The sequence below is a fragment of the Porcipelethomonas ammoniilytica genome (assembly GCF_025567485.1).
GTDB classification, from domain to species: domain Bacteria; phylum Bacillota; class Clostridia; order Oscillospirales; family Ruminococcaceae; genus Porcipelethomonas; species Porcipelethomonas ammoniilytica.
The window spans coordinates 142,887-154,779 of record NZ_JAOQKH010000006.1; the positions used below are offsets into that span (position 1 = coordinate 142,887).

General features: G+C 37.5%; 14 protein-coding genes. 9 read left to right on the forward strand and 5 right to left on the reverse strand.

The genetic code is table 11. The features are described 5' to 3' along the window. The first annotated feature begins 1 nt into the window (after position 1). The 8 genes from rsgA (at position 2) to OCV67_RS06860 (ending at position 7,259) form a co-directional block, all read left to right on the forward strand. The gene (rsgA, locus tag OCV67_RS06825) at positions 2–865 is read left to right on the forward strand and encodes a ribosome small subunit-dependent GTPase A (RefSeq protein ID WP_147643238.1); all 864 of its coding nucleotides are present in this window, start codon (positions 2–4) and stop codon (positions 863–865) included. A 3-nt stretch (positions 866–868) separates the two neighbouring features. Further along, a complete protein-coding gene (locus OCV67_RS06830) occupies positions 869–1,510 on the forward strand; it encodes a thiamine diphosphokinase (protein WP_147643239.1) in 642 nt (213 codons plus the stop codon). A gap of 45 nt (positions 1,511–1,555) precedes the next feature. Then, positions 1,556–1,645 carry a stage V sporulation protein SpoVM gene (spoVM, locus tag OCV67_RS06835; RefSeq protein ID WP_147643240.1) on the forward strand — a complete coding sequence of 30 codons (90 nt, stop codon included), beginning with the start codon at positions 1,556–1,558 and terminating at the stop codon, positions 1,643–1,645. Between the two features lie 192 nt (positions 1,646–1,837). Next, positions 1,838–2,377 (forward strand): stage V sporulation T C-terminal domain-containing protein, encoded by a 540-nt coding sequence (locus OCV67_RS06840; protein ID WP_147643241.1) that lies wholly within the window; start codon positions 1,838–1,840, stop codon positions 2,375–2,377. 192 nt (positions 2,378–2,569) lie between these two features. Then, positions 2,570–3,004, forward strand: coding sequence for a MarR family winged helix-turn-helix transcriptional regulator (locus OCV67_RS06845; protein ID WP_262644394.1), 435 nt, complete (start codon positions 2,570–2,572; stop codon positions 3,002–3,004). 91 nt (positions 3,005–3,095) lie between these two features. Continuing rightward, entirely contained in the window at positions 3,096–4,865 is a 1,770-nt protein-coding gene (locus OCV67_RS06850; protein WP_147643242.1) for an ABC transporter ATP-binding protein, read from the forward strand. Continuing rightward, positions 4,855–6,645: an ABC transporter ATP-binding protein gene (locus tag OCV67_RS06855; protein ID WP_147643243.1), complete on the forward strand. Its 1,791-nt coding sequence runs from the start codon at positions 4,855–4,857 to the stop codon at positions 6,643–6,645. Before OCV67_RS06850 ends, OCV67_RS06855 begins: the two co-directional genes overlap by 11 nt. Positions 6,646–6,659: 14 nt before the next feature. Next, positions 6,660–7,259, forward strand: a complete 600-nt coding sequence (locus OCV67_RS06860; protein WP_147643244.1) for a cytidylate kinase-like family protein — start codon at positions 6,660–6,662, stop codon at positions 7,257–7,259. Between the two features lie 37 nt (positions 7,260–7,296). Here the strand turns inward: OCV67_RS06860 and OCV67_RS06865 are convergent, their stop codons facing one another. The 5 genes from OCV67_RS06865 to OCV67_RS06885 form a co-directional block, all read right to left on the reverse strand. Beyond that, the gene (locus OCV67_RS06865; protein ID WP_262644396.1) at positions 7,297–7,419 is read right to left on the reverse strand and encodes a hypothetical protein; all 123 of its coding nucleotides are present in this window, start codon (positions 7,417–7,419) and stop codon (positions 7,297–7,299) included. A 67-nt stretch (positions 7,420–7,486) separates the two neighbouring features. Beyond that, complete coding sequence (gene yajC, locus OCV67_RS06870; RefSeq protein ID WP_262644397.1) at positions 7,487–7,891, reverse strand: preprotein translocase subunit YajC; 405 nt, start codon at positions 7,889–7,891, stop codon at positions 7,487–7,489. 12 nt (positions 7,892–7,903) lie between these two features. Beyond that, positions 7,904–9,289 (reverse strand): NADPH-dependent glutamate synthase, encoded by a 1,386-nt coding sequence (gltA, locus tag OCV67_RS06875; RefSeq protein WP_147643245.1) that lies wholly within the window; start codon positions 9,287–9,289, stop codon positions 7,904–7,906. A gap of 19 nt (positions 9,290–9,308) precedes the next feature. After that, positions 9,309–10,136, reverse strand: a complete 828-nt coding sequence (locus OCV67_RS06880) for a sulfide/dihydroorotate dehydrogenase-like FAD/NAD-binding protein (RefSeq protein ID WP_147643246.1) — start codon at positions 10,134–10,136, stop codon at positions 9,309–9,311. Positions 10,137–10,234: 98 nt separating this feature from the next. Beyond that, on the reverse strand, positions 10,235–11,068 hold the full coding sequence (locus OCV67_RS06885; RefSeq protein ID WP_394802685.1) for an alpha/beta hydrolase: 834 nt from the start codon (positions 11,066–11,068) through the stop codon (positions 10,235–10,237). A gap of 160 nt (positions 11,069–11,228) precedes the next feature. On the opposite strand from OCV67_RS06885, the gene trmB reads away from it, so the two are divergent. After that, positions 11,229–11,888: a tRNA (guanosine(46)-N7)-methyltransferase TrmB gene (trmB, locus tag OCV67_RS06890; RefSeq protein ID WP_147643248.1), complete on the forward strand. Its 660-nt coding sequence runs from the start codon at positions 11,229–11,231 to the stop codon at positions 11,886–11,888. The last annotated feature ends 5 nt before the right edge of the window (positions 11,889–11,893 follow it).

An 11,893-nucleotide genomic window follows, 5' to 3' on the forward strand; every position in this document is an offset into this window, starting at 1 on the left:
TATGCAGCAGGGTATTATAGTAAAATCAATCGGAGGGCTCTATTTTACAGAGTCCTCCGACACCGTATATGAATGTAAGGCAAGGGGAGTTTTCAGAAATAAGGGAATCATTCCATGTGTGGGGGACATTGCTGAATTTGAAAACGGAGTAATAACTCGAATACTTCCCAGAAAAAATCATATTATAAGACCGCCTCTTGCTAATCTTGATCAGCTTATTTTTGTTACTTCTGTAACGCAGCCAGCGCCGAATCTGCTGATACTGGATAAATTTATTGCAGTTGCTGAGTATCAGAATATTGAACCTGTTATAGTACTGACAAAGATTGATCTTGAAAGCTGTGATAATATATTCGATATATATCAAAGAGCGGGAATACAGGTTTATGTAATCGATTATGAAAACGATGATCCGGCAGAACAGATAAGACAGCTTTTAAGGGACAAAATCAGCGCCTTTACAGGAAACAGCGGCGCAGGAAAATCAACGCTGCTCAATGAAGTGTGCGGAGATTTTAATATTCCTACGGGAGAAATAAGTCAGAAACTAGGAAGAGGAAAACATACTACCCGTCATGCGGAGCTTTATAAGCTGCCATGGGGCGGATATATTGCAGACACTCCGGGATTTTCAACCTTTGAAACAAATAAGTATAACATTATTAAAAAGGAAGAACTTGCCGGATGCTTCAGAGAATTTGCAGAATATGACGGAAAGTGTAAATTTCGAGACTGTTCTCATACAAAAGAAAATGGTTGTCGTATAATCGAAGCAGTAAGTAGGGGAGAGATACCCGAGAGCCGCCATGAAAGTTATTGCCGTATGTTTGAAGAAGCTAAACAAATTAAGGAATGGGAGCTGTAGTAATTGGGACAATATAAGAAATGCTATATTTTTGCAGGTTCGCCTGAAGCAAAATGTTCCGGAGTTGAATTTGACAGCAGCAGATATGTGATTTGTGCTGACGGAGGATATATACTGGCTAAGAAAATGGGGATTGAACCGGACGTAATAATCGGTGATTTTGACACCTATAAATCCAGACTTCCTGAAAATTGTGAAATCATAAGGCATCCGGAGGAAAAAGACGATACCGATACAATGCTTGCGGTAAAGCTTGCGTTGAACAGAGGATTTAAGCATATTGTGATCTGCGGTGCAATAGGAGGCAGACTTGACCATACCATGGCAAATATTCAGACCCTCCGATATATTTTAAAACACGGCGCATACGGCGAGCTTGCCGGAGATGGCAGTTATGTTACAATGCAGGGACCGGGTGTAAAAGTATACAGTCGTATGAGCGGATATTATTTTTCTATGTTTTCATACACTGAAGAGTGCACTGGAATAACAGCTACAGGATTTAAATACCCTTTGAAAAATGCGGTACTCAAAAGCAGTTTTCCACTTGGTATAAGCAATAAGGTTACGGGTAAATCCGGTATTGTTTCACTGGAAAAAGGAGTTTTACTGATAATTTTTTCAAAAGATATGAACCAAAACTGAAATTAAGAATATAATGGAATATAAACTTGATTTGGAGGGAACGCAATGAAAATAGTAGTTATTAAAAGTCCGAAAATTTTATCAGGTATACTTAGAGTTATTTTTAAAATTAAAAAAGAAGAACCAACAGAGTAGTTTAAAAAAAATTTAAAGGGCTTTTTCAATTTTGAAAAAGTCCTTTAGTCTGCGTTTAAACCAAGTTTGAAAGCTTCTGGTTTCTCAAATACATATACGAAATTTGAATAAATAAAACAAAAATAATTGCATAATCTCCATATAAATACAAATACTAGTTTTACCAAATTAAAAATTAAGGAGATTTTAAATATGAAAGCAACAGGTATTGTAAGACGCATTGACGATCTTGGAAGAGTAGTTATTCCTAAAGAAATCAGACGTACTATGAGAATACGCGAGGGCGATCCTCTGGAAATATACACAAGCAATGACGGTGAAGTTATATTTAAAAAATATTCTGCTATTAGTGAAATGAGTGAAAATGCAGCTCAGGTTGCAGATATTATGTGTAAGCTGGCAGCATGTCCGGTTGTAATTTTTGACAGGGATCATGTTGTAGCCGTTTCGGGCGTATCCAAGAAGGAATTTAATGAGCGACGTGTTTCGGCGGAACTGGAGGATCTTATGGAGTATCGCAGAAGTCATTTTGCTGACAGTACTGGAAGCTCAAAATTTGCACCTGCTGAAGGCGTTGACAAGTATGCTATGGCATGTATGCCTATTTTGAGCTCCGGCGATGTGACTGGTGCGGTAGCTTTTATGGAATCTGAAAAGTCGACTGTAGTTTCTGAATTACAGAAAGGCCTGATCAGTGCTGCATCACAATTTCTTGGAAAGCAAATTGAATAATAATTTTACGTGTTATATTATTAAAAATAGCCTTGGGTTAAATTTTATCCGAGGCTGTTTTTGTTGATTATTAATAAAAAATATAAGATTTTATTGTGGGACTTGACAATCAAAATATAAATTGCTATAATAGTTAGTAAGCTTACTATTAGCAAGCTAACAAAAATACAGGAGGTCGGCGGCGATGATGTTTTGAGTAGAAATCAAGAAATGTTTATGGAATTGATATCACTTAATAATTTACTGAAACGTCATATGGATTCTTCTACCAGTAAGAAATATTTTGACAATCTAACCGGAACAAACGGATGGGTTATCGGGTATATCTGGCGTAATAGAGATCATGACGTATTTCAGCGTGATATTGAGAAGGAATTTTCAATCAGACGCTCGACAGCTTCAAAGGTTCTGAAGCTGATGGAAGGAAAGAAATTTATAAAGAGAGAAAGCGTTGAATATGACGCAAGATTAAAAAAACTTGTTTTGACGTCAAAAAGTCTGGAAATTCAAAAAATGATAGACGAGGATTTTAAAAATATGTGCGATAAAGCGTTTGCTAATCTCACAGATGAGGAAATTGAAAGTTTTTTAGGGGTTATATTGAAAATCAAACATAACTTTGATTAATAAGAAATTGTTCACTAAAATTCAGTTAAGTATGCATTGTAATTTAAAACTTATATGAACAAATTCTAAAAAAGAAAAGGAGAATGATATAATGCTTAAAGTATTCAAGTATTTGCAAAAGAAAGAATGGCTTATGATTTTGGGCAGTCTTATTTTTGTAATCGGTCAGGTTTGGCTAGATCTCAGACTTCCGGATTATATGTCAGATATTACAACTTTTGTAATTACAGACGGCAGCAAAATGTCCGATATACTGAAATCGGGAGCTAAAATGCTTGCATGTGCACTGGGAAGTGTAGCTCTTTCATTTGCCGTAGGATTTTTTGCAGCTAAAATTGCTGCCGGAGTTTCAAAAAGACTGCGCTCAATGATGTTTTCAAAGGTAGCGTCGTTTTCAATGGAGGAAATAAACAGCTTTTCAACATCAAGTCTCATTACAAGATCAACAAATGATATAACGCAGGTTCAGATGGCAATAGCCATGGGATTGCAGGTTATTATTAAGGCTCCGATTCTGGCAGTATGGGCGATATTAAAAATATTAGGAAAAAGCTGGCAATGGACTGTTGTCACAGGCGGAGCTGTTGTTGTTTTAATGTGTATAGTTTTGGTGGCTGTTATCTTTGCATTGCCGAAATTTAAGATAATTCAGTCGCTTACTGATGATTTGAACCGTGTGACACGTGAAAATCTTACAGGTATAAGAGTTGTAAGAGCGTATAATGCTGAAGAATATCAGTCGGCAAAGTTTGAAAAGGAAAATAACAAGCTGACTTCAACACATCTTTTTACATCAAGAATTATGGCTATTATGATGCCTGGAATAAATATGATTATGAGCGGACTTTCTCTGGCGATTTACTGGGTTGGAGCTTATCTTATAAACGATGCTATGAATCCGGAGGATAAGGTTGGACTGTTTGCTGATATGACAGTATTTACTTCTTACGCAATGCAGGTTGTATCGGCTTTTATGATGCTTGTTATGATATTTATTATACTGCCAAGAGCTATTGTGTCGGCAAGAAGAATCAATGAAGTACTTAGTACAAATCCAAAAATCTTAAACGGAACAGTAACAGAAACAGCTGAATCTGATAAGGGAACAATTGAATTTAAAAATGTCAGCTTTAAATATCCGGACGCTTCCGATTACGTACTCAGAGATATAAGTTTCAAGGCTGAAAAAGGTAAAACAATTGCATTTATAGGTGCTACAGGCAGCGGTAAAAGTACTCTTATTAATCTGATACCACGTTTTTATGACGCAACAGACGGCAATGTGTTGGTTGACGGAGTAAATGTTAAAGAATATGATATTGAATCACTTAACAACAAGCTGGGATATGTGCCTCAGAAGGCTGTAATGTTCAGCGGAACGGTCAGCAGCAATGTAGCTTACGGTAATAACGGAAGAGATAATTACAGCGCAGACGATATAAAACAGGCGATAAAGATAGCGCAGGGTACAGAATTTGTTGAAAAGATGGAAAATCAGTATGAAGGAGCAATTGCTCAGGGAGGCAGCAATATTTCAGGCGGACAGAAACAAAGACTTGCTATTGCCCGTGCAGTATGCAGAAAGCCGGAGATATATATTTTTGACGACTCTTTTTCTGCTCTTGATTACAAAACAGACCGTGTTCTAAGATCTGAACTGAAGAAAGAAACTGCCGGTACAACAACGCTTATAGTTGCTCAGAGAATCGGTACGATTAAGGACGCAGATTGTATAATCGTACTGGATAAAGGAAACATGGTCGGCAAAGGTACGCACAGTGAGCTTATGAAAAACTGTGAAGTATATCAGCAGATTGCCTTATCACAGCTTTCAAAGGAGGAACTGGGAAATGATGAATAAAAGCAGGGGACCTGCCGGCGCAGGTGAAATGCCGAAAGATTTAAAAAAGTCGCTGGGACAGCTTGCATCTTACTGTAAGTCATATTTTCCGGCAATTATAGTTGCAGTTTTGCTTGCAATTACAGCGTCTGTTTTTTCACTTATAGGACCTAATAAACTTCAGGATATAACAGATCTTATAAAAGACGGATTAGTTACCGGAATTGATATTAAGGCAGTTGAAGATATAGCGTTTTTCTTAGTAGTACTTTATGCTCTCGGTTTTATATTTAATTATATCCAGGGATTTATCATGGCGACGGTAACTCAGAAAGTAAGCAAAAGTCTGAGAACAGGAATATCTAATAAAATTAACAGCGTTCCGCTTAACTATTACAATAAAACAAGTATAGGCGATGTACTTAGCCGTGTTACCAACGATGTTGATATGATAGGTCAGACAATGAACCAAAGCGTGGGGACTCTTGTTTCTGCTGTTACTATGTTTATCGGCTCTCTTATTATGATGCTGGTAACAAACTGGATTATGGCGATTACTGCTGTTCTTGCAACTGCTATAGGCTTTGTTTTAATGATGTTGATAATGTCAAGATCTCAGAAGTATTTTATTAGACAGCAGTCGGAACTGGGTAAGATTAACGGTCATATTGAAGAAATTTATTCCGGTCACAATGTTGTAAAAGTATATAACGGAGTTGAAAAGGCAGAAGAAAAATTTGAAAGTATAAATGACCGTCTTTATGACAGCGCTTGGAAATCTCAGTTTATGTCTGGACTGATGATGCCTTTGATGAACTTTATAGGTAATTTTGGTTATGTTTGCGTATGTATTGTAGGTGCGGCGCTTTTTATGCACGATCATATTACTTTCGGCGTAATAGTTGCATTTATGATTTATATCAGACTTTTCACTAATCCTCTTTCACAGATCGCTCAGGCTGCAACTTCTTTACAGTCAACTGCCGCAGCCGCAGAAAGAGTGTTTGAATTTCTTAATGAAGAAGAAATGGAAGATGAAAGTCATAAGTCTGCAAAACTAGAAACAGCTAAGGGTGATGTTGAATTTAGAAATGTTAAATTTGGTTATGATCCTAATAAAATAATTATTCATAATTTTTCTGCTCATGCAAAGGCAGGACAAAAAATTGCAATTGTCGGTCCTACAGGCGCAGGCAAAACAACAATGGTAAATCTGCTTATGAGATTCTATGAACTGAATTCAGGTGAGATTTTAATTGACGGAGTACCGATAAATAAGATGACACGTCAGAATGTTCATGATTTGTTCTGCATGGTTTTACAGGATACATGGCTGTTTGAGGGTACTATAAAAGAAAATATTGTATACAGTAAAGAAGGAGTAACCGACGAGGAAATAGTACGCGCATGCGAAGCGGTAGGAATAGATCATTTTATAAGAACATTGCCTCAGGGATATGATACAATATTAAATGATAAGGCAAATCTTTCTGCAGGACAAAAACAGCTTATAACCATTGCCAGAGCAATGATTGAAAATGCTCCTCTGCTGATACTTGACGAAGCAACAAGCTCGGTTGATACAAGAACGGAAATACAAATTCAGGAAGCTATGGATAAGCTTACAGAAGGCAAAACATCATTTGTAATTGCGCACAGACTTTCCACGATTAAAAATGCCGATCTTATTCTTGTAATGAAAGACGGCGATATAATTGAGAGCGGCAATCACAATGAGCTTCTTGAAAAGGGCGGTTTTTATGCAGAGCTTTATAACAGTCAGTTTGAAAAGGCTTCGTAAGGAGGAATGCAGACATGAGGTTTAATTATATTGTTATTGAACGGGAATTTGCCAGCGGCGGAAGAGATATAGGAAAACTTGTTGCGAATAAGCTTAATATTCCCTGTTATGGACGTGAAATCCTTGAAAAGGCTGCTGAAAGGGAAAATTTATCAGTTGAATATGTAGAAGAATTAGAAGAAGGCTCTACGGGCAGTTTTTTGTACTCGCTTTATAAAATATCCAGTATGGCAGACGGTACAATGGGAGGAGCAACAGCTGCGGAAAAACTTAATTCAGATGAGATAAATATTATCAGAGAGCTTGCATTATGCGGTCCTACAGTATTTGTTGGAAGAAGCGCAGCCTATGCTTTAAATGATAGAAATGATGTTTTAAAAGTATTTGTGCATGCAAATCATGATTTTAGAATTAAAAGAGCTTGTGAAGTTTACGGACTGGAAGAAGGTTCAGTAAAAAGCATTTTGAAAAAATATGATAAGAGAAGAAGTAATTATTTTAAAATGAATTGCGGAAAAGACTGGAATGAAATAAGAAATTATGATCTGATTCTGGACAGCAGTGTTTTAGGCATTGAAAAAGCGGCGGAAATAATAGCTGAATGCTGCAAATAAAACAAAAGCGGACTTTTAAGTCCGCTTTTTTGTTCATTTAATCAGTATACTGATCTATATCTATTTCCGGTAGATCCAGAGAGGAAGTTGTAATTATATCTTCCGATTCAAACAGGATAATTTCCATTTCCGGAGTTTCATATTTTTTCTTTTCTGTCATAATCTTTAATGTCTTTTAATAAAAAATAACCTGTTAAATTTTGGTAATTTAACAGGTTATTTTTATTTTATTTATCCGATTTTTTTTCTTTTTTCTTTTGACGTGCTTCCATGATTTCATTGGCTTTTGCCGCTTTTGCTGCATTGGCTTTTTCAGTAAGGGTAATGTTTTCCTGAACAGCCCAATTTTTTATACGAAGCTTGCTCTTATCGCCGCCGGTTTCGATTACGACCGTATCTTCGCTTTTTCTCACTACAAGACCGACAATTCCTCCGATTGTCATGATTTCATCGCCTATCTGGATGTTTTCACGCATCGCTTTGGCTTCCTTATCCTTTTTCTTTTGGGGCCTGATAAGAATAAAATAAAAGACAACGATAATCAGAACCATAGAAATGATCATTGTAGTAAACTGACCACCGGTTGACTGGTTATTTGACATTAGCTGAACCGCACTAAGAATTTCCTGCATTTGTTACCTCCGTTATTTAGATTTAATATATTCGTCAATGGATTTTGCAGCAGTTTTTCCGGCACCCATTGCCAGAATAACAGTTGCAGCACCAGTAACAGCATCACCGCCGGCGTAAACGCCTTCTTTAGTAGTAAGCATGTCTTCATTTACAACGAGACAGCCTCTTTTGTTTGCTTCAAGACCGTTTGTAGTTGTACGGATAAGAGGGTTAGGGGAAGTACCGATCGACATAATAACAGTATCCACCTCAAGGTTATAATTTGAACCTTCAACAGGAACAGGACTTCTTCTGCCGCTTTCGTCAGGCTCGCCCAGTTCCATTTTAATGCATTCCATTGCGCATACTCTTCCGTTTTCATCGCCGAAAATCTTTACAGGATTGTTGAGGTTTAAGAATTCAACGCCTTCTTCTTTAGCGTGGTGTACTTCTTCCTTTCTTGCAGGCATTTCCTCTTCGGAACGTCTGTAGACAATATAAACGTGTTCCGCACCCATTCTCAAAGCACTTCTTGCAGCGTCCATAGCAACGTTTCCGCCGCCTACTACTGCTACAGCTTTTGATTTTATAACTGGAGTGTCATATTCGTCAAGATAACCTTTCATAAGGTTTATTCTTGTAAGGTACTCATTTGCCGAGCATACGCCGATGAGAGATTCGCCTTCAATACCCATAAATCTGGGAAGTCCTGCACCTGAGCCGATGAATACTGCTTCATAGCCCATGTCCATTATTTCGTCTACGGACAGTACCTTGCCGATGACCATATCCTGCATTATTTCAACGCCTAATTCTTTAAGCTTCTGGATTTCCTTCTGGACGATATTTTTAGGAAGTCTGAATTCCGGAATACCGTACATAAGAACGCCGCCGGCAGTATGGAACGCTTCAAAAATAGTCACCTGATAACCAAGCTTTGCAAGATCGCCTGCACATGTCAGTCCGGCAGGACCTGCGCCTACGACAGCTACCTTATGACCGTTTGATTCAGGTTTTGCTGAAGTACTGTTTCCTTTTTTCATCATATAATCGGCAACAAATCTTTCCAGACGTCCGATGGCAACCGGTTCGCCCTTGATGCCTCTTACGCATTTGCCTTCGCATTGATTTTCCTGAGGGCATACTCGTCCGCATACGGCAGGAAGGGAATTTGTAGATGTGATAACTTCGTATGCTTTTTCAAAATCTCCTTTTGCAACTTCAGCTATAAATTCAGGAATTCTAACTCCAACGGGGCATCCTGAAACGCATGGCTTATGCTTGCAGTTTAAGCAGCGTGAAGCCTCTTCCATTGCCATTTCTTTAGTATATCCAAGTGTTACTTCTTCAAAGTTTCTTGCTCTGACTTTCGGATCCTGTTCAGGCATAGTAACTTTTTCTAATGCCATATTTGCCATTGTAACTTTTTCCTCCTGTTTATTTTATGTTGTTCATCATGCGGCAGTCATGTTCCTGCTCTCTGTATGTAGAATTTCTTTTCATAAGTTCATCGAAGTCGACTTGGTGACCGTCAAAGTCAGGACCGTCAACGCATGCATATTTGATCTGTCCGCCGACAGTTACACGGCAGCCGCCGCACATTCCCGTACCGTCTATCATGATAGGATTTAAAGAAACTATAGTTTTGATATCATAAGGTTTTGTAACGGCGCAAACAAATTTCATCATCGGTACAGGACCTATTGCGATAACAGCGTCATATTTTTTTCCTGCTTCAATCTGTTCTTTCAAAGCGTCTGTTACGAAGCCTTTTTTTCCATAGCTGCCGTCGTCTGTACATATTATGAGTTCCTTGCACTTTTTACTGAATTCTTCTTCAAGAATTACAATGTCACGGCTTCTGAATCCGGCAATAACGTCAACTTCAACGCCTTTTTCAAAAAGCTCCTTTGCCTGAGGATAAGCAATGGCACAGCCTACGCCTCCGCCGATTACGCAGACTTTCTTTGCATTTTCATCAATATGAGTAGGTATTCCCAGAGGACCTGCAACGTCAAGGAGTGCATCACCCTTGTTTAGTGCTGCAAGACGTTCGGTAGATTTTCCGACAATCTGAAAAATTATCGTAATTGTGCCGTTTTCACGGTCATAATCAGCAATTGTAAGAGGGACTCTTTCTCCTTGTTCGTCGATTCTGAATATAATAAACTGTCCGGCTTTAGCCTTCTTTGCTATAAAAGGAGCCTGAATGTCCATTAAAACAACAGAGGGATTAAGCACACGCTTGTTAACTATTTTAAACATTATTATCTCTCCCATAAATAATTTTGTAAATTTCATTATAACATAATTAAAAAAGATTTTCAAGTATCAGTATAAATTATAAAAAATATAATTGAATTTTATTTTTCAGTCATAAATTCCCGTTTTATCCATTCTACAGCAAGTTTAGTCCATTGTGCGCATTCTGTATTTATATGTCCTTCGTGCTTGGCAGTTGATTCGTCTGCCAGAGCCAGTCCGTGACCTCCGTATGGGAAGATGTGACACTCAAATGGTACTTTATATTGACTGAGCGCTTTAGTAAAGTTTATAGTATTTTCAACCGGTACGGTTTGATCGTCAGAACAGTGCCATATAAATGTTTTAGGAGTTTTGCCGCTGACCTGTTTTTCCAACGAAACCAGTTCCAGCATTTTTTCCGAGGGATTTTTCCCCAGAATACTTTCAATTGAACCTTTATGACGGTATTTACCGCTTGTAATGACGGGATAGCATAATATCATACCGTTTGGTTTGAACATTTCAGTACTGCCGATTATACTATGAAGATATTCGCTGTTCCATAAAGTTCCGAGACTGGCTGTAAGATGTCCTCCGGCAGAGAAGCCGCATAACAGTATTTTGTCAGGATCAATATCATATTTTTCGGCATTTTCTCTTACATATTTTACGGCGTAAGCAAGTTCAAGCAGAGCTGCAGGAAACGGACTGTTTATACTGTATCTGAGAATAAAGGCATTAATACCGTGGGAAGCAAATCTCATGGCAACAGGCAGTGTTTCTCTGTCCGAAAGATATTCATAACCGCCGCCCGGACAGATAATAACAGCCGGACGTTTTCTTATTCCGATTTCCGGCGAAAATTTTAATGTTACTGTTTCCAGTTCAGGATGAAAATTTTTCGGATTCAAACCGACTTTTTCATAAGGTATTTTTAAAGAAATTTTTTCCAAGCTATTCATTCCTTTGTGTTTTTATTTATATTATAACATTGCTTTTTGATATGTCAATATAAATTTAGTGAAAAAACAGAGTGATATTTTTAAAAATTTATGTTATAATAAAAAAGAATTTATTGTAAAATGAAAGAATATTAATAGAATGGAGATAAAAATGAGAATAAGATGTAAACCATGGGCAAAGCCCGAACTGGAAGCCTGCGGATTTTGTATAAATGAACCGGAAACATTAAAGGGTAAATGGCGCTGTGAATTTAAAAATGACGCTCCCTTATATCTGGAGCTTGGCTGCGGCAAAGGCGGATTTATTTCACAGGCGGCGCCGTCAAATCTGGATATAAATTATATAGCGGTCGATATAAAAAATGAAATGCTCGTCCTTGCAAAGAGAAAGCTTGAAGACGCTTATAAAGAAAAAAATATACAAATGGATAATGTAAGGATTTTTATAAAGAATATAGAACAAATTGATAATGTGTTTGACGAAGCGGATTGTGTTGACAGGATATATATAAATTTCTGCAATCCTTGGCCTAAGACTAAGCATAAAAAAAGACGTCTAACTCATTTCAGACAGCTTGAGAAATACAAGACATTTTTAAACGGTGAAATCTGGTTTAAAACTGATGACGACGGGCTTTTTAATGAATCGTTTGACTATTTTGAACAAGCTGGATTTGAAATAAAATTTAAAACCTGCGACCTGCATAACAGTGAATATGCTGATAGGAATTACATAACAGAACATGAAAAAATGTTTACAGATGAGGGTAAAAAAATAAAATTTCTTATAGCTAATCCGAAGAAAATATAAATTAA